Source organism: Clostridium cadaveris (assembly GCF_020911725.1).
In the GTDB taxonomy this organism is placed as follows: domain Bacteria; phylum Bacillota; class Clostridia; order Clostridiales; family Clostridiaceae; genus Clostridium_X; species Clostridium_X cadaveris.
In genome coordinates this window covers 2,747,031-2,773,972 of sequence record NZ_CP076620.1, presented here as the reverse complement: position 1 = coordinate 2,773,972, position 26,942 = coordinate 2,747,031, and the positions used below count along the sequence as shown (strand labels likewise).

The 26,942-nt window shown below is 31.2% G+C and carries 21 protein-coding genes; 14 read left to right on the top strand and 7 right to left on the bottom strand.

From position 1 onward, the window contains the following. Positions 1-27 precede the first annotated feature (27 nt). The 6 genes from KQH81_RS17685 (at position 28) to KQH81_RS13155 (ending at position 12,525) form a co-directional block, all read left to right on the top strand. A complete protein-coding gene (locus KQH81_RS17685; RefSeq protein WP_027638739.1) occupies positions 28-4,758 on the top strand; it encodes a S8 family serine peptidase in 4,731 nt (1,576 codons plus the stop codon). Between the two features lie 187 nt (positions 4,759-4,945). Further along, the gene (locus tag KQH81_RS13175) at positions 4,946-5,128 is read left to right on the top strand and encodes an alpha/beta-type small acid-soluble spore protein (protein WP_027638740.1); all 183 of its coding nucleotides are present in this window, start codon (positions 4,946-4,948) and stop codon (positions 5,126-5,128) included. A 209-nt stretch (positions 5,129-5,337) separates the two neighbouring features. Beyond that, complete coding sequence (locus KQH81_RS13170) at positions 5,338-6,471, top strand: metallophosphoesterase family protein (protein ID WP_027638741.1); 1,134 nt, start codon at positions 5,338-5,340, stop codon at positions 6,469-6,471. Next, entirely contained in the window at positions 6,468-9,236 is a 2,769-nt protein-coding gene (locus KQH81_RS13165; RefSeq protein ID WP_027638742.1) for an ATP-binding protein, read from the top strand. The genes KQH81_RS13170 and KQH81_RS13165 overlap by 4 nt, the downstream gene beginning before the upstream one ends. Positions 9,237-9,239: 3 nt before the next feature. Then, on the top strand, positions 9,240-11,021 hold the full coding sequence (locus KQH81_RS13160) for a MutS-related protein (RefSeq protein WP_027638743.1): 1,782 nt from the start codon (positions 9,240-9,242) through the stop codon (positions 11,019-11,021). Between the two features lie 142 nt (positions 11,022-11,163). After that, the gene (locus KQH81_RS13155; protein WP_027638744.1) at positions 11,164-12,525 is read left to right on the top strand and encodes an MATE family efflux transporter; all 1,362 of its coding nucleotides are present in this window, start codon (positions 11,164-11,166) and stop codon (positions 12,523-12,525) included. 18 nt (positions 12,526-12,543) lie between these two features. On the opposite strand, the gene KQH81_RS13150 is transcribed toward KQH81_RS13155, so the two are convergent. After that, positions 12,544-14,016 (bottom strand): hypothetical protein, encoded by a 1,473-nt coding sequence (locus KQH81_RS13150; RefSeq protein WP_027638745.1) that lies wholly within the window; start codon positions 14,014-14,016, stop codon positions 12,544-12,546. An 84-nt stretch (positions 14,017-14,100) separates the two neighbouring features. On the opposite strand from KQH81_RS13150, the gene lexA reads away from it, so the two are divergent. Next, entirely contained in the window at positions 14,101-15,156 is a 1,056-nt protein-coding gene (gene lexA, locus KQH81_RS13145; RefSeq protein WP_027638746.1) for a transcriptional repressor LexA, read from the top strand. Between the two features lie 275 nt (positions 15,157-15,431). Here the strand turns inward: lexA and KQH81_RS13140 are convergent, their stop codons facing one another. Together KQH81_RS13140 and KQH81_RS13135 are read right to left on the bottom strand one after the other, a co-directional pair. Next, positions 15,432-16,805, bottom strand: coding sequence for an amino acid permease (locus KQH81_RS13140; protein WP_027638747.1), 1,374 nt, complete (start codon positions 16,803-16,805; stop codon positions 15,432-15,434). Between the two features lie 189 nt (positions 16,806-16,994). Then, positions 16,995-17,306 (bottom strand): YtxH domain-containing protein, encoded by a 312-nt coding sequence (locus tag KQH81_RS13135; protein ID WP_035770721.1) that lies wholly within the window; start codon positions 17,304-17,306, stop codon positions 16,995-16,997. Between the two features lie 195 nt (positions 17,307-17,501). Between KQH81_RS13135 and KQH81_RS13130 the strand changes: the two genes are divergently transcribed. The 4 genes from KQH81_RS13130 to KQH81_RS13115 all read left to right on the top strand — a co-directional run bounded on the left by KQH81_RS13130 (position 17,502) and on the right by KQH81_RS13115 (position 21,152). Beyond that, the gene (locus KQH81_RS13130) at positions 17,502-17,927 is read left to right on the top strand and encodes a CBS domain-containing protein (RefSeq protein ID WP_027638748.1); all 426 of its coding nucleotides are present in this window, start codon (positions 17,502-17,504) and stop codon (positions 17,925-17,927) included. Between the two features lie 260 nt (positions 17,928-18,187). Then, the gene (locus KQH81_RS13125) at positions 18,188-18,454 is read left to right on the top strand and encodes a metal-sensing transcriptional repressor (RefSeq protein ID WP_027638749.1); all 267 of its coding nucleotides are present in this window, start codon (positions 18,188-18,190) and stop codon (positions 18,452-18,454) included. Between the two features lie 9 nt (positions 18,455-18,463). Next, the gene (locus tag KQH81_RS13120; protein WP_027638750.1) at positions 18,464-20,905 is read left to right on the top strand and encodes a heavy metal translocating P-type ATPase; all 2,442 of its coding nucleotides are present in this window, start codon (positions 18,464-18,466) and stop codon (positions 20,903-20,905) included. Between the two features lie 49 nt (positions 20,906-20,954). Then, entirely contained in the window at positions 20,955-21,152 is a 198-nt protein-coding gene (locus KQH81_RS13115) for a heavy-metal-associated domain-containing protein (protein ID WP_027638751.1), read from the top strand. 95 nt (positions 21,153-21,247) lie between these two features. Here KQH81_RS13115 and KQH81_RS17800 read toward each other — a convergent pair whose 3' ends face one another. From KQH81_RS17800 to KQH81_RS13100, 4 genes are all read right to left on the bottom strand, one after another. Next, the gene (locus KQH81_RS17800) at positions 21,248-22,120 is read right to left on the bottom strand and encodes an IS3 family transposase (protein WP_289614339.1); all 873 of its coding nucleotides are present in this window, start codon (positions 22,118-22,120) and stop codon (positions 21,248-21,250) included. Then, positions 22,090-22,671, bottom strand: coding sequence for a transposase (locus tag KQH81_RS17795; protein ID WP_407647298.1), 582 nt, complete (start codon positions 22,669-22,671; stop codon positions 22,090-22,092). Before KQH81_RS17795 ends, KQH81_RS17800 begins: the two co-directional genes overlap by 31 nt. Positions 22,672-22,780: 109 nt before the next feature. Continuing rightward, positions 22,781-23,437 carry a hypothetical protein gene (locus tag KQH81_RS13105; protein ID WP_027640130.1) on the bottom strand — a complete coding sequence of 219 codons (657 nt, stop codon included), beginning with the start codon at positions 23,435-23,437 and terminating at the stop codon, positions 22,781-22,783. A gap of 11 nt (positions 23,438-23,448) precedes the next feature. Then, on the bottom strand, positions 23,449-24,099 hold the full coding sequence (locus tag KQH81_RS13100) for a PspA/IM30 family protein (protein ID WP_027640131.1): 651 nt from the start codon (positions 24,097-24,099) through the stop codon (positions 23,449-23,451). A 212-nt stretch (positions 24,100-24,311) separates the two neighbouring features. Between KQH81_RS13100 and KQH81_RS13095 the strand changes: the two genes are divergently transcribed. The 3 genes from KQH81_RS13095 (at position 24,312) to KQH81_RS13085 (ending at position 26,686) form a co-directional block, all read left to right on the top strand. Then, positions 24,312-24,641 (top strand): hypothetical protein, encoded by a 330-nt coding sequence (locus KQH81_RS13095; protein WP_143081321.1) that lies wholly within the window; start codon positions 24,312-24,314, stop codon positions 24,639-24,641. A 345-nt stretch (positions 24,642-24,986) separates the two neighbouring features. Continuing rightward, complete coding sequence (gene rpsA, locus KQH81_RS13090) at positions 24,987-26,147, top strand: 30S ribosomal protein S1 (RefSeq protein WP_074845111.1); 1,161 nt, start codon at positions 24,987-24,989, stop codon at positions 26,145-26,147. Between the two features lie 50 nt (positions 26,148-26,197). After that, positions 26,198-26,686, top strand: a complete 489-nt coding sequence (locus KQH81_RS13085) for a tetratricopeptide repeat protein (RefSeq protein ID WP_027640133.1) — start codon at positions 26,198-26,200, stop codon at positions 26,684-26,686. The last annotated feature ends 256 nt before the right edge of the window (positions 26,687-26,942 follow it).

The window sequence follows — 26,942 nt, the reverse complement described above, 5'->3', positions numbered from 1 at the left end:
TAAAATAAATAAAACAGGGGGATTTTTATGAAGAGAAGAGGGATGTCAAAAATTCTTGCATTTACAGTTTCATTAGCATTAATAACATCTAACATGTCTGTATTTGCAAAAGAAGCCTCTAAAGAGGCACTAGAAAAGAACAACTCTGAAGTACAACAGAAAGTAGACGAATTAAAGAAGCAGCTGTTAGATGAAAAGGAGGAAATTAAAGATACTCTAAAAGATCCAGAGGAATTGGTTAGAGTCATAGTCGAGACTAACGGAAAAAGTGCTATGGAACGATCATCAATGCCAACTCCTTACGCTGTTGAGTCAGCTAAAAATGATATTCAAAAAGTAGAGAGAGTTGCATCTGACTTAGAAGGAGCAGAAATAAGACACAGTTATGGAGTAACGTTTAACGGCTTTAGTATGGATGTAAAAGCAAAAGAGGTAGACAAGCTAAAAGACATGTATGGGGTGAAAAATGTAAGATTAGCTAATACTTACACTGCTGATATGACTAATGCTAAAAAACTTACTCAAGTTTATGATGAATGGAAGGACTATGGATTTAAAGGAGAAGGTCAGCTTGTTTCTATAATAGATACAGGAATAGATTATGAACATAAAGATATGAAAGCACCTTCGGAAAAAGCAAAGCTTAAACTTACAGAGGATTCAGTTAAGGAAAAAATAGATAAATATGATCTTAAAGCTGAAAAAGGAAGTTATAAACTAAAGGGATATTGCACAGAAAAAGTTCCATTTGCTCACAATTATGCAGATGCAAAAGGTAGTTCTATAAAAGAAGATATTGTAAAAGATACTAAACCAGATGGCGGGCATGGAATGCACGTTGCTGGAATAGTTGGAGCTAATGGCGATGAGGAAGAAGTTAAAAATGGAGCTGCTATACAAGGTGTAGCACCAGAAACTCAGCTTTTAAACATGAAAGTTTTCTCAAATGATGTAAATAGAAAAGGTGCATACAGTGATGATATAATTGCAGCAATAGAAGACTCTATAATTTTAGGTGCAGATGTAATAAATATGAGTTTGGGAGCACCATCTGGATTCCAAGATAGCAATGATCCAGAGCAACAAGCAGTAAAGAAAGCAACAGAGGCTGGAATAATAGTAGTTATTTCCGCTGGTAACTCATCTACATCAACATATCCATATGTTGATCCTAAGGTAAAAGATACTTCTACATCGGGAACACCAGGATTATCAGAAGATGCTCTTATGGTGGCGAATTATCAAAATTCAGCTATATCAGCTAATGCTATATCAATAAAAGTATCTGGAAAAGATGATCGAAAATTCCCATTCAAGGCTCATCAAGTTAAGTTTGGAAATAACGAACTTAAAAATTTTGTGGATGGAGGTCTTGGAAAACCAGAACAATTAAAAGATGTAAAAGATAAGATTGTTCTAGTTCAAAGAGGAGAATTAGCATTTACAGATAAGATATTAAATGCTCAAAAACAAGGGGCAGCTGGGGTTATAGTTTACAACCATGAAGCAGGTGGAGACGCAATGGTTAGTATGGCTACAGATCCTAGTATAACTATACCTGCTATATTTACATCTCACAATGCAGGTGTTGCTTTAATAAATGATATTTCACATGATCCAACTGTAGTGTTAAATGATGGAACTGTACAAGTAGTAAATCCATCAGCAGGAGATTATGATGATAGTACTTCTTGGGGACCTGCTCCAAATCTAGATTTTAGACCTCAAATAGCAGCTCCAGGAGGAAATATAACATCCACTGTAAACAATAATCAATATGATGTATATAGTGGAACTTCTATGGCGGCTCCACATGCAGCTGGAGCTATGGCTATAATAAAACAAGAAATTGAAAAATCTAAAGATAGTTTTAAATTTGCTACTCCAAGAGCTTTAGTTGAATATGCTAAAAATTGTGCCATGAACACTTCAGATGTAAAGAAGGATGGCTCAGGAGTTCCATTCTCTCCAAGAAGACAAGGTTCTGGACTAATTCAATTAAATAATGCAGTAAAGAATAGAGTTACTGCAACCTATGATGGAGAATCAAATGTAGCTTTGAAGGAAATAGGAAAAGATGGTAAGAGCTTTAATATAAAAGTTCAAAACTATGGAACAAAAGAAGCAGTGTATGATTTGTCAATATTAGATGGAGTTTTAACAGATGGTGATACTGAGTTTAAACAAGGAATGAGTAAAGATATAGTCCTTTCAAAAGATAAAGCAGATTTAACTTTTGGAAGTAAGACAATAAAGGTACCAGCTGGGGGATCAGTAGAATTTACTGCAACTCTTACTATAGGAAATTTAGATGCAGAAAGATTTTTAGAAGGATATATAATGCTTACATCTAAGACAGAAGGTGTTCCAAACCTAAATGTTCCATTCATGGGTTATTATGGTGAATGGGATCAAGCTCCTGTATTAAGCAATTTTGTATGGGATCAAGAAAAGAATAACTTCTTATATAATGATCAGAAATTAGCAAGCAGATATGCTTACGGTATGAATGGTAAGAATTATTATGCTAGTGATAAGCCAGAAGAATTAGCGTTCTCACCTAATGGTGATGGAAACATGGATAGTTTAGTACCAGTAATATATTTTATGAGAAATGCAAAATCATTTACAGTAGAAGTAGAAGATAAAAATGGAAATAATCTTGGAGAAGTAGCACGTGATACTGATTTAAGAAGACAAATTTATAACAGTCCTGATGGAAAAGGAAAGAAGATTTTCTTATGGCCACAATTTGCTTGGGATGGAAAAGTAAATGGAAGTCTAAAAGAAGAGGGAGAATATACAGTTCTTTTAAAACCAGTTGTAGGAATTGAAGGTGCTGAAGCTCAGGAATATAGAATTCCAATGAAATTAGACGTAACAGAACCAGAAATCAATATAACTTCACCTTCTATTACTAATAGCAGAGAGTATGAAGTGGCATGGACAGTTACTGATAATCTTTCAGGAGTAGGTTTAGAAGGCATATTTATAAATGACAAAATTGTTAAAGATGTAGATATAAAAGCTGATGGTAATAATAGAACAGCTAAGATAACTTTGCCTGAAGGTCAAGATAAAGCTGTTATTACTGTTCTCTCAATGGATAATGCTCACAATTCTCAAATGAGTAAATTAAATGTAAATATAGATATTAAAGCACCAGTTGTATCTATAAATGGAATAAAGAATAATGGTATTTACAATAAAGATGTAACTCCTAATGTTTCTATGGATAAAGAGGGAACTTTAGAACTTACTCTAGATGGAAATCCATATGAAAATGGAACAACTGTAAATGCAGAAGGAACTCACGTATTAAAGGCAGTAGCAAAGGATTTAGCAGGTAATATAACAACAGAAACTTATACTTTCACTATAGACAAGACTGCACCAGAAATATCAGTACAAGGAATAGAAGATAAAGGATTATACAATAAAGATGTAGCTGCAAAAGTAATGACTAATGAGGAAGCTACGCTAGAGATTACTTTAAATGGAAAGGCTTATGTGAATGAGACAGCTATAACTGAAGACGGAAAATATGTATTAAAGGTAGCTGCAACAGATAAAGCTGGAAACAAATCAGAAAAATCATTTGAATTTTCGATAGACAAATCTAATCCAGAAATAAAAGTTGAAGGATTAAATGATGGATGGGTTTACAATAAAGATGTAACTCCTACTATCTCATTTGGTGAAGAGGTTAAAGCTGAAATAACACTAAACGGAAAAGCTTATGTAAGTGGAACGGCAATATCTTCTGAAGGCAATTATGAATTAAAGATAGTTGCAACAGATAAAGCTGGAAACAAAAATACTGTAATTTATAAATTTGTCATAGATAAAACACCAGCTGTAGTAAAGATTACAGGTGTTGAAGATGGCGGACATTATAATAAGGATGTAACTGTAGGATTATCAGTTAATGAAAAAGCTGAAACTTCAGTATTATTAAATGGAAAACCATATGATCTTGGAAATCCTATAACAGAAGAAGGTAACTATGAGTTAGAAATAACTGCTATAGATGCTGCAAAGAATTCAACTAAAGTTGTAGTTAAGTTTGTTATAGACAAGACTGCTCCAGAAGTTGTAATAAAAGGTGTAGAAGATGGTATGGCATATAAGAGTGAAGTTAAGCCAGAAATAACTGCTAGTGAGGATGCTACTATAACTGCAACTTTAAATGGAAAAGAGTATAAGCCTGGAACAATGATAAGTGACGAAGGTCAATACGAGTTAAAAGCATTTGCAGTAGATAAGGCTAATAATAAGTCAAAAGAAGTTGTAGTTAAGTTTACAATAGACAAGACTGCTCCAGAATTTAAGATATCTGGTGTAGAAGATGGAGAAACTTATGACAAGGCTGTAAAGGTAAGCGTTGAAGCAGAAAAGGATGCAGTTGTAACAGCTACATTAAACGGCAAGGATTTTGACTTGACTAAGGAAATTATGGAGAATGGAGAATATAGCTTAGTTGTAAAAGTTCAAGACAAAGCTGGTAATGTTACTGAAAAGACTATAAAGTTCACTATTAAGATAAAGAATGATAATCCTGGTGGCGGTAGTGGAAGTATTGATAAGCCAACTAATGATAAACCATCTACTGGGATTGGAAAACTTCCTCAAACAGGATCACCAATAAGCTTTGCTGATATAATGACATTTGGAGTTGTTATGACTCTAGCCGGTGTTGCTTTCTTATCAGAGCAAAGAAGAAGAAATAAAAAAAATCAAATAAATGATTTAAGATAAATGATATAAAGGAGCAGATTTCTTAGGAAATCTGCTCTTTTATTTGAAATAAAATACATAATAAGAACTTCAATCCTCAATTACATAAAATTAAATAGAGTATTAATTCTATGAGTGGTCAAAATAGTAGTGCAAGGAGAAAACTTGCAAAATAAATAAAACCCTAAATTACGAGGAGGAATGTATTATGGCAAAGAAGTTAGTTCCAGAAGCAAAACAAGGATTAGCAAATTTTAAGAATGAAGTAGCTTCAGAGCTAGGAGTTCCATTTAAGGACTACAACGGAGATCTTACATCAAAACAATGTGGATCAGTTGGCGGCGAAATGGTAAAGAGAATGGTAGAAGCATACGAAAAAGGTATGAAGTAGACCAAAGTCTAATTAACTTCTATCACGATAGTATTTTTGCTATATCAGTATCTATATAAATAATTATAGATAAGGCAAAAATAGGCTTAGGGTAAAAACGGGAGTCTCAGATTTGTAGAAGATAATTATCTTCTACAGGTTTGAGGCTCTTTGTTTTTCTAAATTACTATGATAAAATTAAATGAGAACTAAAGTTCGGAGGTGTTATAATGAAAGGCGTTAAGATTCTGCATTGTGCAGACCTGCATTTTGACAGTCCTTTTAGAGATTCTGATCCTTCCTATAGGGAGAAGAGGAAAGAGGATCTAAGAGAGACTTTCGGAGCCATAATAGATAAAGCAGTAAACGAGGAAGTAGACATAATTTTAATGGCAGGGGATTTGTTTGATAATGCAACAGTTATGAAAACCACCGTAGATTATGTTATAAGAAAATTAAAAGAGATACCACATATAAGAGTATTTATCTCTCCAGGTAATCATGACCCTTATCATGGAAAATCATTTTATAAGATAATACCATGGCCAAATAATGTCCATGTATTTCAAGATAAACTTGAAAAGATACATATAGAAAATTTAAATACAATTGTTTATGGAATAGGATTTGGAGATAGTTATGAAAGAATAGGCCTTATAGAAGAAATGAAAAGTAAAATTGATATAGATGATAGCAAAATAAATATAATGGTACTACATGGAGATGTGACTGCCGGTATAAGTGAATACAATCCTATAACTATAGATGATATAGGGAAAAGTGGAATGGATTACATAGCTTTAGGTCATAAACATGATTTTTCAGGAATTCTTAGAGAAGATGATACTTTCTATGCGTATAGCGGCAACCCTGAAGGAAGAGGATTTGATGAATGTGGAGAGAAGGGAATAATTCTAGGAACTGTATATAAGAACTATGTAGAATTAAATTTTCACCCAATTTCAAAGAGAAAGTACGTTATATGTAGTGTTGACATTTCTGGATGTAGAGATTATGAAGAAGTAAAGAGTATGATACTTAAAGCTTCAGAGAGTTTTTCAAGGGAGAAAAATTTGTTTAAGCTTATGCTTTGCGGGGAAGTCTCAGAAGATTTCATAATAAATAAAGAACTTTTAAATCATAAGATAAAAGATGATTTCTTTTATGTAAAATTAGAAGATAATACTACAATATCAATAGATTATGAAGAGATAGCAGGAGAATTTTCTCTTCGAGGTTTGTATGCGAAGAAGATGTTAAAGTCTATAGAGGAAGAAACAGAATCTTCAGAAAAGGAATTCCTTTATAAGGCACTAAAGCTAGGAATAGAAAGTTTAACTGCAAAAGAGGTCAAAATGAAATGATAATAAAAGAATTGAATATAAAATCTTTTGGGGCTATTAAAAATAAAAAAATAAGCCTTACAGAAGGGATTAATGTAATATATGGTAAAAATGAAAGCGGAAAGAGTACTACAGAGGGCTTTATAAGTATATTATTATATGGAATGAGCGGTGGTCGAAAAAATTTAAAACAGAATGAGAGAAAAAGGTTTATACCTTGGAAAGAAAATACAGCTCAAGGAGAAATCCATATCAAACATGGAGAAGACGAAATTATAATAGAGAGAACTTTTGGATCAACTAAAAAAGAAGACACTATAAACTTCATAAATTTTCTCACTGGTGAAAAGATAAAAGGAATAACTAAAGAGCCAGGAAGATATTTTTTAGATTTATCAAAGGAAAGCTTCATGAAGACACTCCTTATAAAACAACTTGGGGCAGAAGTGGCAAGAGATAAGGAAGAGGAGATAATGCAAAAACTCACCAACTTGGAACAGGGCGGAGACGATAGTATATCTTATTATGAAGCGGTTGCTGTCCTTGAAAATTATAAAAAGTTTTATGTTGGAAGCAGAAAAAATGGAGAACTTGATTCATTAAGAAAAAGGCTATTATTATTAACAGAAGAGCTCAGCGACTCTTTAAAAAGAAATGAGGATGGAATTGAAGATGAGATAAAGCTTAAAGAGTTGAAAGATGAAGGTGAAAGCTTAATTAAAAATCTTAAAGCTTTAGAATTATATAAAAAATACATGAGAAAAATGAATCTTCAAAAGGAATATGAAGAAATCTCTAAATATCTAAAAATGAGTAAAGACCTTGGAGAAACCAAAGATCAGTATGATAGGGATTTAGGACAATATATAAATGAAGAAGTATTAAATAGAATTAGTGAAGATTACAAACAATACGAAAGTTTAAATGATGAACTTATATACCAAGAAGAGTGTCTAAAAGAAGCTGAAAGCAATTATGATATCTTCAAGGATGAATATGAGAGATTAGAGGCTTTTCAAGGTTTAGAGGATGATGTTGACATAAAGCTCATAAAGCTTTTGGAAGAAAGAAAGGGCGCTCTAATTAAACTAGAACATCGCAGTAAATGTAAAAAAAATTTAGATAATATAGAAAATGAGATTAATGAGGTAAAAGGCAAAATAGAAAAATATGGTATAATAGATGATGAGAGAAATGATATAGATAAGATTCTGGAAAGATACGAAGATGCCTTGAAAGAATTAAAATATCTTTTAAACACATACTCATCACATAACAATATTACTATATCAAATGAAGAGATTAAAAAAAATAAAATCATGGCAAATCTTTTAGAAATAGGAGCTATAGCTTCTGCTGGTATTTTTATTTTTCAGCTCATAAAAAAGTCAGCAGGAATACCAATGTATTTTCTGGCTATAATCTCTATTGTATGTATTTTTTTATCATTTAAAATTAAAAATCATGCAAACTTAAATGAGATGAGGATGAAAGATGATCAAAAGAAATATGATTCAATAAACTCTCTAAAGGAAGAGATAGTTTCTATAGAAAATAAACTAGAATCATATTACAATAAGCTTGGAATTAAGAATTATGAGGAATTTGTTGCAGCCATAAAATGTTATGATGTCATGAAAGATAAGGAAGAAAGACTTAAATATGTTATGAGGGAAAAACTTATAGAATTTAACAGCTATGAGGGAGAAAGTTTGGAAAACAGTTTAAATAGAGCGAATAACATGATAAACTTTTTATTAAACCATACATCATGCGAAAATGAAGAAGAATTTCTTAGAAATCATAAACTTTATGAGGAAAAAGCTTTTCAAATGGATTCTCTAGAAAGAGAACTTAAAAATTTAGAAAGCAATGTCTCAACAATAAAAAATAAGTTGGACATTAAGGAAATTGAATTAAAGAACGAACTTTCAAAAATAGAGAGAGGGTATATACCTCTAGAAAAGCTTACAGAAGAGATTGAGATTTTAAAGAATAAGCTTAAAATGAAGGTTATGGTAGAAAATGAAATAAAGAGAGTTGAAGATGGATACAAACTTCTTTTAAAAGATAGGCATCTTGAAGACATGAAGGATGAACTGCAGGATATCTTTAAAGAGGATATAGATTTTTCATTTGAAAAAGAAGAAGATGTTGATACATGTCTTAAAGAGAATAATGAAAAGCTTAGAGAAACAGAAAAATCTATAAAAGATGTTGAAAATTCTATAAGCAATAGGTTTAAAGGATTTAGAGAACCTTGGATTATAGAAGAAGAGATAGAAGAAGTAAAGTCAGCTATAGAAAATGGGGAAGAAGCTGTAAAAATAGCTGATATAGCTTTAGAAAATTTGAATCAATGTTTTAAAGAGCTTCAGAAAAACTTTGGACCAAAGCTTAACAAAATAGTAGGGAAAATATATAGTAAACTTACTGATGGAAAGTATGAAGAAGTTAAAGTAAGCGACAATTATGACCTTCTTGTAAGAGATAACAAAGAAAATTCCTTAGTTGAAGCTAATTATTTAAGCAATGGAGCTTTTGATCAAGCGTATTTTGCACTTAGAATGGCATTGATAGAAATGATATTTGGTGAAGATAAAGTTCCTATAATCTTAGATGATACATTTATTCAATATGACGATGAGAGAACTCTAAGGGCTCTAAAGATTCTTGAGGAATACAGCGAGAACAAACAGATAATTCTTCTTACATGTCAAAGTAGAGAAAAGGATTATTTTGAAAGGGTGGATAATGCAAATATAATAACTATGGAGGGGATCTAGAGAATGAATAAAAGGTATAAATATGATAATCGTATTAGGGGATATGAGAAATTTCAAGATAAACTTTTAAAGGTTGCAAGAACTTACAGTAATATAAGACTTATAATAGCATTTGCAGCTATAGTACTATGTGTTGTATTTTATAAAATGCGCAGAGAGGATTTATTCATAATAAATCTTGTGGTTATGCTGACTGCATTTATATTTATAGCGGTAAAGCATTCTAAGGTTATAGCCTTTATTAAAGAGGTAAAGATCTTAAAAAATATTAATTTAAATGGAATCAAGAGAATTGAAGGAAAGTTTGCAGAGATTCTAGATACTGGTGAAGAATTTAAAGATGAGGAACATAACTATTGCAATGACTTGGATATCTTTGGGGCATCATCCTTATTTCAATGGATGAATAATGCTGTTACATTTAAAGGAAGAGAAAGACTAAGTCGTATTCTTAAGGGAAATATGAGTTTTGATAAGAATATTATATATAACAGGCAGGAGGCTATAAAGGAATTATCTCCTCTTGTTGGTTTCAGACAGAGATTACAAGGCAAAGCTATTATAAATGCTGAACATATCTTAAATCCTCAGGATTTTATAGAATGGGGAAAGGAAAAAGGAAAAGACATATCTAATATGTTTATAATGGTGCTCTATATAGACTCTGCCGTGACAATAGGATTCTTTATAGCTGCAATGCTTAACTTAGTATCATTTGGATTTTTTATGGCTATGGTGCTTTTAAATGTAGTAATAATTCAAGGTAATAAGAAAAATTTAGGAAGCAGTCTAGATATGGTTGGAAAACACTATAAGGCTATGGTTTCCTATAGAGATATGTTAAGACTTATAGAAAGAAGAAATTATAAAAGCAGATTATTAAAAGGACTTAAAGATAAGATAAAAAATCAGAGTTTTGACAGCTACAAAGAATTTGTTGAGCTTACAAAATTAACTGAAACAATAGAGGATAGACAAAATGCCATATACCTTTTATTGAACATTCTTTTCTTTTTAGATTTTCACTACTATAACAAACTTAACAGCTGGAAGAAGATATATGGTGACAATATAGAAGATGTCCTTGATGTTATAGCTGAATTTGAAGAATTAAGCTCTTTTGCAGATATTTATTACAATAATGATGATTATGCATTTCCAATTATAAAAGATGACTTTATAGTTAAGGGGGAAGATATAAGGCATCCTCTTATAGGAGAAAAGGCAGTAGGAAATCCTATATCGTTAACTCATAAAGGAGAAGGATGGATTATAACAGGTTCAAATATGGCTGGAAAGAGTACATATTTGAGGACTATAGCTATAAATTTAGTTTTAGCTTATAGTGGAAGTGCTGTAAGAGCTAAGAATTTTGAATGTAGCCCTATGGAGATATACACATGTATGAGAATTGGTGATAATTTAGAAAAGAGTATATCATCTTTTTATGCAGAAATTTTAAGGGTTAAAGCTATAATAGAAAGTGTAAAATCAGGAGAGAGGGTATTTTATCTATTAGATGAAATATTTAAGGGAACTAACTCAAGAGACAGACATAAAGGAGCAGAGATACTTATAAATGAACTTTCAACACTAAATACTTTAGGTCTTGTTTCAACTCACGACTTAGAACTTGGAGAAATAGAAAACGAAAAGATAAGCAATTATCATTTTGAAGAGTATTATGAAGACGGTAAGATAAGATTTGATTATACCCTTAGAAAGGGAATAAGCACTACACAAAATGCATTGTATCTTATGAGAATGGCCGGTATAAATTGTTAATATAAAATAGCTGAGGATGTTAATCCTTAGTTATTTTTATGCAATAAATAGAGAGTTATGGAATGAAAATTTGTATCTTGACATAACAAATGCTAGATATTAGAGTAATAATGTTACTATTAAAAAAGGGGGAATTATAACAGTGACAAAAAGAATCAACTTAATAGATGGGGAAATTGTACCAAGTCTTATAAGACTTGCGCTACCTATTATGGGTACATCGTTCTTGCAGATGGCCTATAATATGACGGACATGCTATGGCTTGGAAGAGTGGGGAGCAGTGCTGTAGCTGCAGTTGGAACGGCAGGTTTTTTTATAATGTTTGCCAATTCATTAGTTATGATATGTAAAGCAGGAGCAGAAATAAAGGTTGCTCAGTCAATTGGAAAAGGAAGAGAAAATGAAACAAGACTATACATAGTAAATAGTATACAAGTCAATATTATACTATCTATAATTTACAGTACTATAATTTTAATGCTTAATAAACAGCTTATATCATTTTTCAGGCTTGGTGAAAGCGGTGTTGTAAATATGGCTGAAGAGTATCTTATAATTATGGCTTTAGGAATGATTTTTACATTTATAAATCCAGTGCTTACGGCTATATTTAATGGGGCAGGTAATAGTAAAACTCCATTTTTTATAAATACATTAGGTCTTATTTTTAACATAGTTGCTGACCCGATTCTTATATTTGGGGTAGGACCTTTTCCTGTAATGGGAGTAAAGGGAGCAGCTATTGCAACAGTAATGGCGCAGGCAGTTGTAACTTTATGCTTTATAGCAGAGATAAAAAAATCTAAAGAAAGCTTTTTTAAGTTCACTCTGCTTCAAAAAATTCATTGGAATTATGTAAAAAAGATTTCTAAAATAGGTATGCCTGTGGCTTTGCAAAGTGGATTATTCACTGTGTTTGGAATGTTTATAGGAAGAATAATAGCAGTATGGGGGGAAGTGCCTATAGCAGTTCAAAAAGTAGGAACTCAAATTGAGGCTATAACTTGGATGACAGCAGGGGGATTCTCAACAGCTCTTGGAACCTTTGTTGGTCAAAATTATGGTGCTAAGAAGTATGACAGAATCTTTAAAGGATATAAGGCAACTATGGGATTAGCCATTGCAGTAGGAGCAATAACCACTATTTTGCTTATAGTGGGTGGAGAATTTATATTCTCACTATTTATACCAGAGGCAGAAGCTATAATGCTTGGAAAAGATTATTTGAGGATACTTGCTTATTCTCAGCTCTTCATGTGTATTGAAATAACTACAAGCGGAGCATTTAATGGCCTTGGAAAGACACTGATACCATCTGTAGTAAGTGTAATTTTCACTGGACTTAGAGTGCCAGCTGCATATATACTATCATCTGAAAATTTACTTGGATTAAACGGAGTATGGTGGAGTATAAGTTTAAGTAGTGTGTTTAAAGGTGTGATACTTACATCAATATTTGTGTATTATATGAAAAAGAAAAAAGAAAAGCTTTTTAGAAAATAAGTATAAAGACGTTATTGCCTAGGCAATAACGTCTTTATACTTATTTTTATTGATTGATTTTTTAAATAACATATAGTTCATAGAAGGTACCTTTTTTAATGACAATATATTATCTGAAATCATAAAACTTTCGTCGCTAAACTCATTTTTAACTATATCATCTAAAGTTATATCTTTTAAAGCATAAGAAAAGTTCCATGTAAAAGATGAAGCTTTGGAAGAAAAATTAAAAACACCTATATATATGTCACTATCAGTATATAATAAAAATCCAAACACATTATTTTTGTACAAGTAAGGAAGTATTTTGTGGGATTTTTTTAGTGAAAGTGATATATCATTGTATATACTGGAAGAATCATATTCCTTAAAATTTGTATTTATGAATAGCTCAAGTAGTTCTTTCATTTCAGCATTTTTTATAACGTGTTTTTCATTGTGGATATAAAATAAATTGTACAAAATAGAGTTTATTAAAAACTGATGATTAAACTCATATTTTGAATGGCTTGAAAAAATAGTTTTAGATTGATGAACTATTTTTTTGTAAGCGATATTATATCCAGGGCATAATCCAATAGGAATATCAGAAACGCATATAGTTATATTAGGGAACACTTTTTTTATTATTGAAAGAAAGTTGTTTATTTCGTAAAAGGAATTAAAAACTTTTTTTGAAGCAGTAAGCTCCAGATATTCAACTAAGTCATGAATTTCTAGGACATCGTTTTTTAAGTGCTCATTTATCCAAAGAAGTATGTAATCTTGCCCATCTTTTGACGAAATGTCTATAGCATAAGGGGTGGAACTTTTGCTTTTAACATAAGATCCATTGACCTTCAGGGAAAACGACTGTGGTTTTTTTGTAAAGAACATTGATTGTAAGGAACGTTTCTGCATTTCATAGAATTTCATATTTTTCTTAGGGATTTCATTTATATATATATCTAATATTTTTGATACATATGAAGATATCATGTTGGTATAACTTATATCCCAAGAAAAATATAGAGGATCTAATATAATCTCTTCATCACTTTTTAAAATATGACTTACAAAATTATAACTTGGATTTATTGAAATATTATTTTTAGAGTAATCAAAGTTTATAGAAGTATACGAAGTTTTAGACCCTAAAAACCCTATAAGAAAATTAGCGTAATCATTGCTTGAGAAAGCGGTGAAAAGGTAGGAACTCGCAATTTTATCCTTTATAGGGTGAATTTCTACAGGTTTTTTTAGGGAATTATCATATTGCAGTATAGAGTCATAATCTTTTTTATTTAGACTAAATGCTTCGAAAGAAAGATTATTAAGTATAATATCGTTTTTTGAAGTATTTATTATAGAAAGATTTAAAGTATTAACATATATCTGCATCTTTAAAAAAACACCATTATATATATTTAGACAACTGTTATTATCTTCGGATTTTATGATATAATTTTTATTATTGATTCGTACATTTATATTATTTAACTTAAGATACATTACATCACCTCATCAGTAGGAATATATTATATATTATACCATATATTGTAAAATAAGTATATAGCAAATAGAAAGGAATAAAAAATGGAGTTTACTAAGAAGGAAAAAAATTATATAAAAAGTAAGCCTTATTGCTTAAATGTTCTTAGAGGACCCTGCGAATGGTATAGAGATTTGAGTCTTAATAGAATTGCTTACTTAAAAAATAATTATTGTTTAAATGAAAAACAAAATATAATCTATCTAGCTGAGAAGGAAAATTTAGATGAAATTCAAACTAAGTTTTTACAAATAGATCAAAGCAGAGATTACTTATCATTATTTAGCTTTTTAAATGTTGGCGTAGCATTCTATCCTTTAGAAGAATTAAATAATATGACATCACTAGAAAATTATAGTCACATATTTATTGAAGGAGTGAAAGCATTTAATTGTTATAGAGACGAAATATTAGAGTTTTTAAATCATGACTGTAAACCTTGCTTGAGTATATTAGCTGAAAATAGAGATAGAATAAAGAAATCTGGCATATCTATAAAATTTAAAAATGTAAGATATGCTTTACCTAAAAAAGATAATATGAACAATACAAAAGAATGCGTAAATGAAAGAAATTGTGAAAGTAACATAGATACGGAGTTTGAATGTTTTAAATATGTAGATTTAAGACATGGAAATGCCATTTCATATAAGAGAGAAATATCAAAATTAGAAGAGATAATTATAGGAGAAAATAAGGAGTATGTTGATAAAAAGAGCCTTATAGAAGTTCCATTATATAGCAATATAGCAGCTGGAGAACCTATAGAAATAAATCCTGTAGCAGAAGACCATTTTTATATACCTGACTACATGTTAAGAGGAGTTAAAAATTGCTTCTTTCTTCAAGTAAGAGGAGATAGTATGAAAAATGCGGATATAAATAATGGAGATTATGTACTTATAAGACAGCAGAATTCGGCCAATAATGGGGATATAGTTGCAGTAGATTTAGATGGAGAAGCTACATTAAAGAGACTTAAACTTAATAGTAAGGAAGCTTATTTGATGCCTGAAAATCCAAAATATAATCCAATAAATTTAAGAGAAAATATGGGAACAATATTAGGACTAGCTGTAGCAATAGTAAAGAAAATTTAAAATTTTAAAGGTTTTAATTTGAAAATATATGTGATATAGTATAAATACTAACAGTAAATCATAGATTAATATTGCTTTAGGAGGCATAGCTATGAAAAAAAAGTCAAAATTAATAATAACAGCAGCAGCTTTAGGAGCACTTGTTGCCACTTTAGCTAAAGATAAAAAAAATCAAACAAAAGATATAAAAAAATCAACTTCACAAGATTAACATAAGATTTTGATTACAAAAATATTGTCAGAGAATAATGTTTATTCTCTGACGTTTTTTTATATTACTTATTTTGAATTGAATCTTTTGGAAGTCTGTCATTTTGGAACATCATATATACGTAAAATGGAATGCCGAGAAGCATTAATATAAATCCGAAAGTTACAGTTTCAAATCCTGAACCATAAATAGCATATATGCTATATGCAAATGACAGTGCTACAATAATAGATTTTTTAAGTCCTTTTCTAGTAAACAACTCATCTTTCTTAAACAAAAGTACCACTTCTGCACATACACATATAGTATAAATTGGAAGAAATGATAAAGTAGCAAGTAGTATCATGAAATTAAATGCTGTATTTAAAGATGATACGTAATTTAAAATTAGCAGTAAGTTAGTTAAGATACCGCTTATTACAAGAGAAGACACTGGTGTTTTATACTTAGGATGAACTTTGTAGAATACTTTTGGAAATATGTTTCTCTCAGCAGCAGAAAATGAACTTCTAGCTGTTGTCATAAGCCAACCAGAGGTTGCTCCTAAAGTAGAGATTATAGCTCCTATGGCTATAAAGTTTCCACCCCAGCTTGAACCAGTTACGTAATCAATTATTTGAGCTAAAGGAGCAGTTGAGGACATAAGCATTTCTTGAGGTATGGCTCCAGCTGCAGCTATAGATATAAGCAAATAAATAATTCCAGCAAAACTTATACCTATTATGGTGCTTTTCCTTACTATTTTTTCAGCGTTTTTAATCTCTCCAGCAGTTACTGTGCAGCTTTCAAGCCCTATAAAACTCCATAGTGCAACAGCTATAGCTGATGGTAGTGTAGATACTCCATGAGGTGTAGTGCTTCCAACTGGAGTAATAAGATTTGTAGCATCAAACTTTGAAAAAGCAATTATTAAAAATACTAAAAGAGGAAGTATTTTTAAAACAGTGGTAATGATTCCGATAAAACCAGCTTCCTTAACTCCTCTAATATTTATGTATGTAAATCCCCAAACAATAAATGTTGAAATTAAGAATGATAAAAGACCATTTGATTGAAGTATAGGAAAAAAATGTGATAAATAATTTATGCAAGCAGTTATTATAGCTGCATTTCCAACCCAGGAGCCTACCCAGTAGAGCCATGATACCAAGAAAGCTGCAAAGCTTCCAAAAGCTTTTTCAGTATAGATTATAGGTCCTCCTGTTTCAGGGAATCTGCTAGATAGATTTGTGAAACTAAGAGCAAGTAAAATTGAACCTATGGCTGTTATAATCCAAGCTATAATAGTAGTTATGGGGTCAGACACTAAAGCCATAGAAGTTGGGGACATGAAAATACCTGAACCTATAGTATTTCCTATTACAATAGCTATAGCAGCTGTCAGGCCAAGTTCTCTCTTTAGAGAATTCTCATTAGAAAGATTTGAGTTGTCACTCATTTTAAGACCTCCTATGATATTAAGAATAAATAGTATTGCGTATCGGCTATAATTTTTGAAACAAATATTTCTATTAAAAAAACATCCATGATATACAAGATAAAACTTTACTCATGGATGTAGAATTTAGGCCTATTTTTAAACTAGTCTGTGTTATTAGTAATATATCCTTTTTGTACAAATTATATTCTATCTCTCTGAAAACATATCTTCAGTAATATCGATCATATTTTCTTCTACATTTTTCTTCTCATCTTTATTAAGGTATGAAGATAATTTGTTTTTTGCTTTAATTGTTGTAGAGCTTGCTTTTTCTTTTATATTAGTATTTAATTCCTTTGCAGAATTAGTTAAATTTTTTCTGGTTTCTTTACCTGATTTTGGAGCAAATAGTATTCCAGCAGCTATTCCAGCTAAGAGACCAGTAGTACAAACTGCGATATTTTTAGTTGTATTTTTATTTTGTTTTTTCTTTTTAGCATCAATTAGATTTTTTAACATATATGTAAACCTCCTTATAGTTTAACTAATTAAGAGTATAACAAAAATTTAAATGGTTTTCTATACATTTTAAATGGTAACTATAACGTGTTTAATAATTTATGAACTTTATCTAATCGAATGGATAGAGGTCTGAAAATATGGTAAAATGAAATCATAAAGATAAAAATATATTTTAAGGGGAAAGGGTTTGCCATGAATATTGCGTTCTTTCTGACACCTAAAAATGAAGTTATATATGAAAATATAGAGTCTAACATGAGACAAGTTATTGAGAGGATGGAGTATCACGGATATACTGCCATACCACTAATAAATAATCAAGGAAAATATGTTGGAACTCTTACTGAAGGGGATATACTTTGGAAGCTTAAAAGTAATCCTGAACTTAATTTTTCAAATACACAACGAGTAAAGGTGCATGATATACCAAGAAGAATAAGACATAAATCAGTCACTATAAATTCAACTATTGAAAGCCTGATGTCATTAGCAGCTAGTCAAAACTTTGTACCTGTTGTAGATGATGAAGGAATTTTTATAGGGATAATAAAAAGAAGTGATATAATAAACTATTGTTCAGATGCGCTTATGAGCTGTGAACAGAGAAATATAGTTTAATAATAAGAATAGTTGTATAAACTTAAAGAGTGCTATAAGAGATATGCACTCTTTTTATATATAATTATATTCTTTAAGATGAAACCGAACAAAAGAAACTGACAATGTAATATTATAATGACTAAAAGCAGGTTATATATACAAAAATATATATGATCTGTTTTTTTTTTATAAAATATATATTGAATTATTTAAATTATAGTGATATACTTTTAACATACCCCTCATACGGGGAGGGGGTATATAAAAGAGGTGAAATTATGAACGAAGAAAAAAAGGCAGCCTTACAGATGTTAAAGACATCAAAAGGACAAATAGAGGGAATAATAAAAATGATAGAAGATGGCAGATACTGCATTGACATATCTAATCAAATAGTAGCAGCTCAGGCACTTTTGAAGAAAGCTAACTCATTAATTTTAAAACAGCATATGAATCATTGTGTCAAAGAAGCGTTTCTTCACAATTCAGGAGAGGAAAAAGTAGATGAAATAATAAGTGTCTTAGAAAAGATTATGGGAAAGTAGGGATATATGATGGCAAACAAGATTTTAAATATAGATGGCATGACTTGTGCTGCTTGTGCAAAAGCTGTAGAGAGAGTGACTAAAAAACTTGAGGGCGTTGAAAGTGCTTCTGTAAATATAGCTACTGAAAAACTTAATATATCATATGATGAAAATAAAGTTACTGTTGAGCAAATTGAAAATGCTATAGAAAAGGCTGGTTACAAAGGAAAGTTAGAAACATTAGAAAAGACTATGGTTATAGAGGGAATGACTTGTGCTGCATGTGCAAAGGCTGTAGAAAGAGTGACTAAAAAACTTCCAGGAGTTGTGGAATCCAATGTAAATATAGCTACAGAAAAATTAAAAATAGTATATGAACCATCGCTTACAGACATAGCTGATATAAAGAGAGTTATTTCTAAAGCAGGGTACAAAGCATTAGAAATAGAAGAAGGAAAGAAAGAAGAATCAAATAAAGCTGAGAGAGAAAGCAAAAGTCTTTGGAAGAGATTTATAATATCACTTATATTTACAGCTCCTCTTCTATATATTTCTATGGGTCATATGATGGGACTTCATCTTCCATCGATTATAGACCCTATGATAAGTCCATTAAACTTTGGAATAGTGCAGCTTCTACTTGTAGTTCCAGTTATGTATACAGGAAGAAGATTTTATGTTAATGGGTCTAAAGCATTAAAACTTATGGCGCCTAATATGGACTCACTTATTTCTATAGGCACTCTAGCAGCAGTTTTATATGGATTATTTGCTATATATCAGATATATATAGGAAACTCAAAATATGCAATGGATTTGTATTTTGAGTCAGCAGCAACAATATTAACTTTGATAACATTAGGAAAATATTTAGAAAGTGTATCAAAAGGAAAGACTTCAGAAGCTATAAAGAAGCTTATGGGGCTTGCACCTAAAAATGCTACTATAATCAGAGATGGAAAAGAGATTGTTGTACTAATAGATGATGTTATGGTGGATGATATAGTTATTGTCAAGCCTGGAGAAAGGCTTCCTGTGGATGGAGAGATAGTAGAGGGAAGTACATCAATAGATGAATCCATGCTTACAGGGGAAAGCATACCTGTAGAAAAGAATATAGGTTCCAAAGTAATAGGGGCTTCTATAAATAAAAATGGCTATATAAAATATAGAGCAACAAAGGTTAGAAAGGATACTACACTTTCTCAAATAATAAAGCTTGTAGAAGAAGCCCAAGGGTCAAAAGCACCTATTGCAAAACTTGCAGATGTAATTTCAGGTTATTTTGTTCCTACAGTAATAGGACTTGCAATTTTAGGAGCAATAATATGGGTTATTGCAGGCAAGGATACTATATTTGTGCTTACTATATTTATATCTGTTCTTGTAATAGCGTGTCCATGTGCATTAGGATTAGCTACACCTACAGCTATTATGGTAGGGACAGGAAAAGGAGCAGAGAATGGTGTTCTTATAAAGAGTGGAGAAGCATTAGAAAATGCTCACAAAATAAATGCTATTATTTTTGATAAAACAGGAACGATAACTGAGGGAAAACCTAAGGTTACAGATATAATAACTTATGATATTGATGAGAAAGAACTGTTATATTTTGCTGCTACAGCAGAAAAGGGATCGGAGCATCCTCTTGGAGAGGCAATAGTAAAAAAAGCAGAAGACGAGAACATAGAATTTGGAGCATCAGATAAATTTACAGCTATATCAGGAAGAGGCATAGAGGTAATTATAAATGGAAAAGATGTTTATTTAGGAAACATAAATCTTATGATGGATAAAGAGCTGCCTTTAAAAGATGTAGATAAGCAAATGGAGAGTTTATCATTAGAAGGTAAAACTCCTATGATAATAGCTATAGATAAGGATATAAAGGGAATAATAGCTGTTGCTGATACTATAAAGCCTAGCAGCAAAAAAGCTGTAGAAGTGCTTCACAATATGGGAATCACAGTAGCTATGCTTACTGGTGACAATAAAAATACAGCAAATGCTATAGGAAGACAGGTTGGGATCGATAAGATTATAGCAGAAGTAATGCCTGAACATAAATCAGCAGAAGTAAAGAATCTTCAAAAACAGGGGTATAAGGTTGCTATGGTTGGAGATGGTATAAATGATGCCCCAGCTTTAGTTGCTGCTGATGTAGGTATAGCTATAGGTTCTGGTACTGATGTAGCTATAGAATCAGCAGATATAGTTTTAGTAAAAAGTGACCTCATGGATGTGCCTATAGCCATAGATTTGAGCAAGAAAACTATTAGAAATATAAAAGAGAATTTATTCTGGGCATTTGGATATAATACATTGGGAATACCAGTGGCAATGGGATTATTATATGCCTTTGGAGGACCGCTACTAAATCCTATGATAGCTGCATTAGCTATGAGTTTTAGTTCAGTTTCAGTTTTGTTAAATGCTTTAAGATTAAAAGGCTATAAGCCTTTAAAATAAATTAGTGCATGGAGATATGCACCATATAATTAAAAGGAGATGTATAGATATGAAAAAAGTAATTATAAATGGAATGAGCTGTGGACATTGTGCAAACCATGTTAAAGAGGCTTTAAGTGAAATAGGAGCTAAAAATATTAATGTAGATTTAGCTTCCAAATGTGCTACTTTTGATGGAGAAATATCAGATGAAGCAATAAAAAATGCTATAGAAGACTATGGATATGAAGTGGTTGAAATTCAATAAAAATTTAAAGTAAATATAAAAAAGCTGCCTTTAAATGATGTGACCCCCAAAAGTTAGACTTTATTAGCGAGACAGTTTCGGCTGCCTCGCTATTTTTATGCAGCCAAGAGTTTGAGTCTGTATTGCACAGGACTCATCCATCCTAGTTTCTCTTTAATCCTTTGTTCATTGTAGTACTTTATATATCTTTCTATTTCAGATTTCAATTTCTCATAACTGTAATAAACAACACCATAGTATATTTCCTGTTTCAAGAGTCCAAAGAAGTTTTCCATTACAGAATTATCGTGACAGTTTCCCTTGCGGGACATGCTCTGAAAAATCCGCTCTTCTTTAAGACGATGTGAGTATGACTTCATCTGGTAAGCCCAGCCTTGGTCAGAATGAAATGTTCTTCGATATGGGCAATCAGATGTTATTTCAATGGCTTCATTTAGAGCATTTATCACATTGGTGGCAGAAGGCCGCCTATCAATACCGTAACTTAAAATCTCACTGTTACACATATCCATAAACGGATCCAAGTATAGTTTGTGCATCGTCATATGTCCCTTAGAATCTACCTCATAGTATTTAAACTCAGTAGTATCTGTTGTGATTTTCTGATGAGGGATATTGGTATTAAAACGTCTTCTGATTCTGTTGGGCGCAACTGTTCCGACCTTGCCTTTGTAAGAACTATATTTACGACTTTTTCTAGTAAAGGAAGCAACTTGGAGATTTAGTTTCTGCATGATTCTCTGTACTTTCTTTTTATTAACAATAAAGCCCTGATTTCGAAGTTCACCATATATTCTACGATAGCCATAATCCTTGTTTGTGTTATGTATTTCTAAGATTTTATCCTCAATTGCCTGGTCAGGATTTTCCCTATCAAATCTTTTCTGCCAGTACATATATGTTGCCTTCGGAAAGCTAACAATTGCGAGAATATCTTTTAGTTTGAAGTCTCCTCGGAGGCTGTGAATGATTCTCGCTGTTTTTTCAGAAGAGTTTCCTCCTCTAAACGCAGCCTCCTCAGTTCTTTTAAATAGGCATTCTCAATTTTAAGTTTTAAAAGTTCATCTTCAAGTTGTCTCAAATGTTCAGCACTTGTGTCTACTGGAGTAATTTCTGAAGATAACTGTACTTTTTCTTTCTTATTATTTGACACCAATGACTTCTTACGACCTTTCTTCTTCGGTCTCAATGCATCAACACCTGCAATATTAAAATCATTGACCCATTTACATATCTGTACTGGGTTGTTGATTTTCTCTTGGAGAGCTAAATCCTGATACGAAACCTCACTTGATAAATATAACTCTACCACATGAAGTTTATATTCAAAAGAATAATTATTTTTTTTTCTTGAGCGCTTTAATCCTTCATCACCCATTTTGGAATAAGATAATACCCACTTCTTAATGTTACTCCACGCAGGAATACCATAAGTCTTGGCAAGATACGGATATCCGCCTTCACCATTTAAATATGCATCAACAACCTTTTTCTTAAATTCATAACTGTATTTTGCCATAAAAAATCGACCTCCAATTCGTTAGATTTTTGGTCTAACTTTTGGGGGTCGGTTCAAAAGGGGCAGCTTTTTTGTGTACTTATCAATGTTGAAAATTAATTATTACAAACTAGTAGTTACTCTGTTCGTAAATGCCTGCAATAGTATCGAACTCATTTACATCTTCTATCTCACCAAATTCATCACCGGAAAGAGTTGGATAATAATACAGTATGAATTTATCATCCTTGTCCACTATATTTTCAATTAAAATATATCTTTTGTCTAAATTACAATCTTTTATAGTAGCTAAAGTTTTATACTTATTTCTTCTTCCTGTGTCATTGTTAGTAAGGTCTAAGGTAAAGTTGTCATGGAATGTTACGCAAAACCTTTCATGATCGCAATAGTTAGTATGAGAATTTCTTCTACAATCACTGCAGGCTTTAAATTTACATTCTGCTACACAGTTTAGACATTTACAGGTTGAACATGTAACAAGTTGATTTAAAGATTCAATATTTTTAGATTTGTAGCTTTCCAAATTAGATATTGAACTATCACCTTTAAACATAGAAAACAGCCCTTTTTTCTTATTTGAAGATGTTTCTGAAGCTTCAAGCATATCAATATATTTATCAAGTACAGGAAGCTTTATAACATATTTTCTCTTAGAGAGTTCATCCTTTTCTAAAAAAGGTGAAATGTTGTCTATAGCGTAGTTTATATCTACAAACACCTTACCGAAGGAGTCTTTTTCCTTTTCTATAAATTCTCGAGTACTCATGATAGCACCTTCTATTTATTCTTGTATTTTTCAAGTTCAGCATCTAAGTCTAGGTTATTTAAATCTTCAAATTCTTTGTCTAAAGAGTTATTGTCTCTTAAATCTTGAAGACCTTCGGCCATAGCTTCTTTTCTTTGAATTTTTCTCTCTATATCATCTATATTTATTTTGTTAGATGATGTTTGAACGTTAGATAAAATTTCATTTACTTTTTTGTTTGCTTCAGCGTTATTGAATCTAGCTGCAGCTTCATCTCTATAGTTTCTTGTTTCTTGAATTTCTTCTTCAAGAGCTCTTAAATTCTTTTTAACTGCTTCTGCCTTTACAGATGCTTCGTCATAACTCTTCTTTAATGACTCGTATCTCTTATCTGCATCCAATTTTCTTTCTAAAGCTTTCTTTGCAAGGTCTTCATTGCCTTTTCCTAAAGCAAGCTTAACCTTACCTTCGTAATCAGCAGATTCCTTTTGGCACTCTTCCATCTTTTTTTGGATTTCTCGTACATTGCCTAATATTTGAGCTGAAGAAAGTTTTGCTTTTCCTAAGCTTTCTTCCATATCTCTTATCTTTTGATCCAATAGTTCAATTGGATTCTCCATTTCATCTAAAGTATTATTTACCTTTGCTCTAAACATGTTTGAAATTCTATTAAATACTCCCATTCTTATTACCTCCGTATTATTTATATTTTTTATCAAAGTAACGTTTTATTGCTTTGATAATTATGATTATTAGTATTAATAATACTACAAACTTTAACACAGTTCCAATAGAAAATCCACGGCCTCCCCCATAATAGGATCTACCCCAAAAAAATGGGTTTGGAAAGAAGGATCGGCTAGAACTTCCACCTGAACCTGAGCTGCTATTATAGGTGGACTCTTTCTTTGAACTGCTGGTATTATCATTGCTTGAACTTTTATCCTTTGAATTTGAGAAACTTCCAGACTTAAATCCACCAGAGTTTGAATTGCTACTGGAAGATGAACCGGATGAACTTTTACTTCCGCTATTAAAATTTCCGGATTTAAATCCACCAGAAGATGAAGAAGTTCCACTTTTTCCAGAAGAAGAACTTGAACCACTACCAAAGGAACCAGATTTAAAGCCACTTGAACTTTTACTAGAAGAACTTTTAGTTGAAGAACTTTTGCTAGAAGAGCTTCTACTTGATGAGCTCTTAGAGGAAGAACTTTTAGCATAAGCTATAGTGGTAGAAGATTCACCGCTGTTAATATCAAGCTGAGAAACCCCAAAATCTAAATAACAAGTGAATAAAAAGATAAATGTTAATAATATACTAAGTATAATAGGTCTTTTATTTTTATTTTTAATTGTTGACACCCCCCAGAAAAATAAATTACATATAATAAATATATGTAATTACCTAATTTTAAGTATACATGATGTATTATAAAATAGTAAGACAGAATATATGCTTTTATAGAAAGATTAAGATTTTATTAACATAGTATGATAATATTTCATTGAAGACTACCATATAAATCGAGTAAAATATAATTATACAAAACTTAAGGAGTGTTATAAGATGAGTGAAAATGAAATGTCTATGGAAGAATTACTAAGCCAGTACGATTTGAAAACCTTAAGAACAGGTGAATTAGTGAAGGGAACAATTTTGAAGGCAACTTCTGAATATATTCTTGTAAATATAAATTACATGAAGGATGGAATAATAGAAAAGAAAAATTTATGTAATGAAGATGAGAATATAGAAGAGCTTTTCCATGAAGGAGATTCAATAGAAGCTATAATAGAAAGCTTTGACGATGGAGAAGGAAACGTTTCTTTGTCAAAGAAATCTGCTGATGAGAGAATTGCTAGAAAGAACATAAAGAAAGCTTTCGATAAAAAGGAAGAGATAACTTTAAAAATTAAAGAAGAAGTTAAAGGCGGTCTTGTAGCTGATTACAATGGAATGAGAGTATTCATACCTGCATCTCATGCATCAGTTCATAGAGTTGAGCTTAAAAACCTTATAGGTAATGAATTTAAGGCTGAAATCATAGAACTTGACCTAAACAAAAATAAGATAGTTGCTTCAATAAAAGTTGTAGAGAAGAAAGAATTAGAGGCTAAGAAGGAAAAGCTTTGGAATTCTTTAACCAAGGGAGAAACTAGATGCGGAACTGTAGTTAAGCTAATGAGCTTTGGTGCATTTGTTGATCTTGGTGGAATTGAAGGACTTGTACATTTAAATGATTTAAGCTGGAAGAGAGTAAATAAGCCAGAAGAAGTTGTATCTGTTGGAGACAAGGTAAATGTTTATGTAATAGACTTTGATAGAGACAGAAATAGAATTTCTTTAGGACTTAAGAATATAGAAGAAGACCCTTGGAACAAGGTTGAAACTGAATTGAAAATTGGAGATGTTGTACAAGGAAAAGTTGTGAAATTCATAAACATTGGAGCCTTTGTTGAGGTTATGGATGGAGTTGAAGGTTTAGTACATATATCAGAAATATGTGAAGATAGAATAGCTAAGCCATCAGAAAAGCTTGAAATAGGACAAAAGGTAAATGTTAAAGTACTAGATATAAATACTAAGAATAAGAGGATTTCTTTAAGCATAAAGGATGCTGTAGAAAAGCCAAAGGAAGATTACTCAATGTACAATGATAGTAGTGATGAAGGAACAAGTCTTGCAGAGCTTTTAGGAAATAAACTTAAAGATTTAAAATTAGATTAGAATATTTTAAGGGGATTTGATCCCCTTAAATTTTTTTAGAGGTGATTAACATGAATTTTCCATTGAATAGTGGAAAAAAAAGAAAGCTTACAGTTGGTATGATTATAATAATTCTTTTAGGGGTAATGGAACCATTTGTATGGCTTCTTCTAATTCCATATGGTATATATGTTTTAAAGAAGATAAAAATCTATAAAAGTGAAGAGGCAAAGTGTTTTGATAATGCAGTAAGAGCCTTCGATAAAGAAGACTATGAAAGAACTCTTGAGATACTTGATAGGAAATTCAATTATGAAGAATTAAAAAAAGATATAGTTGTTATGAAATCTTATTGCTATTATAAGCTTAATAGGCATAGAGAATTTTTAAGTCTATGTGAGACAATTCCAGAGAATCAGATGGAGTATAACTACACATTGCTTTTGGCTAAAGGAGAAGCTCTAGAATTAATTGGAGATATAGAAAAGGCTAAGGAGCTTTATGGGACTCTTATAAAAAGGTTTCCTAAAAGTGAATTTTTAAAAGAAAAATTAAAATAGATTTAACTCATTTTAATTACAATATATTATTTATTAAGTTGTAAAAATAATAAGTATTAATGTCGAAAAAAATGATATTAAAGAAATTAATGGCACTTTGTGATATAATAGCAATTATATTATTATGATATTTAGAGAGGTGTTAGATGGACGGAGAATTTACAACTAGTGCTATTTTACTAGTGTTAAATATAATGATAGCGGTATTATACACATGTATATGGACCCTTGAAAGAAAAAGCTTTATAAAATTATG

Excerpts from the sequence above, each read along its gene's own strand:
- KQH81_RS17685 (WP_027638739.1), top strand. The coding sequence starts at position 28 with ATGAAGAGAAGAGGGATGTCAAAAATTCTTGCATTTACAGTTTCATTA.
- KQH81_RS13175 (WP_027638740.1), top strand. The coding sequence starts at position 4,946 with ATGGCAAAGAAGTTAGTTCCAGAAGCAAAACAAGGATTAGCAAATTTT.
- KQH81_RS13170 (WP_027638741.1), top strand. The coding sequence starts at position 5,338 with ATGAAAGGCGTTAAGATTCTGCATTGTGCAGACCTGCATTTTGACAGT.
- KQH81_RS13165 (WP_027638742.1), top strand. The coding sequence starts at position 6,468 with ATGATAATAAAAGAATTGAATATAAAATCTTTTGGGGCTATTAAAAAT.
- KQH81_RS13160 (WP_027638743.1), top strand. The coding sequence starts at position 9,240 with ATGAATAAAAGGTATAAATATGATAATCGTATTAGGGGATATGAGAAA.
- KQH81_RS13150 (WP_027638745.1), bottom strand. The coding sequence starts at position 14,016 with ATGTATCTTAAGTTAAATAATATAAATGTACGAATCAATAATAAAAAT.
- lexA (WP_027638746.1), top strand. The coding sequence starts at position 14,101 with ATGGAGTTTACTAAGAAGGAAAAAAATTATATAAAAAGTAAGCCTTAT.
- KQH81_RS13140 (WP_027638747.1), bottom strand. The coding sequence starts at position 16,805 with ATGAGTGACAACTCAAATCTTTCTAATGAGAATTCTCTAAAGAGAGAA.
- KQH81_RS13135 (WP_035770721.1), bottom strand. The coding sequence starts at position 17,306 with ATGTTAAAAAATCTAATTGATGCTAAAAAGAAAAAACAAAATAAAAAT.
- KQH81_RS13130 (WP_027638748.1), top strand. The coding sequence starts at position 17,502 with ATGAATATTGCGTTCTTTCTGACACCTAAAAATGAAGTTATATATGAA.
- KQH81_RS13125 (WP_027638749.1), top strand. The coding sequence starts at position 18,188 with ATGAACGAAGAAAAAAAGGCAGCCTTACAGATGTTAAAGACATCAAAA.
- KQH81_RS13120 (WP_027638750.1), top strand. The coding sequence starts at position 18,464 with ATGGCAAACAAGATTTTAAATATAGATGGCATGACTTGTGCTGCTTGT.
- KQH81_RS13115 (WP_027638751.1), top strand. The coding sequence starts at position 20,955 with ATGAAAAAAGTAATTATAAATGGAATGAGCTGTGGACATTGTGCAAAC.
- KQH81_RS17795 (WP_407647298.1), bottom strand. The coding sequence starts at position 22,671 with ATGGCAAAATACAGTTATGAATTTAAGAAAAAGGTTGTTGATGCATAT.
- KQH81_RS13105 (WP_027640130.1), bottom strand. The coding sequence starts at position 23,437 with ATGAGTACTCGAGAATTTATAGAAAAGGAAAAAGACTCCTTCGGTAAG.
- KQH81_RS13100 (WP_027640131.1), bottom strand. The coding sequence starts at position 24,099 with ATGGGAGTATTTAATAGAATTTCAAACATGTTTAGAGCAAAGGTAAAT.
- rpsA (WP_074845111.1), top strand. The coding sequence starts at position 24,987 with ATGAGTGAAAATGAAATGTCTATGGAAGAATTACTAAGCCAGTACGAT.
- KQH81_RS13085 (WP_027640133.1), top strand. The coding sequence starts at position 26,198 with ATGAATTTTCCATTGAATAGTGGAAAAAAAAGAAAGCTTACAGTTGGT.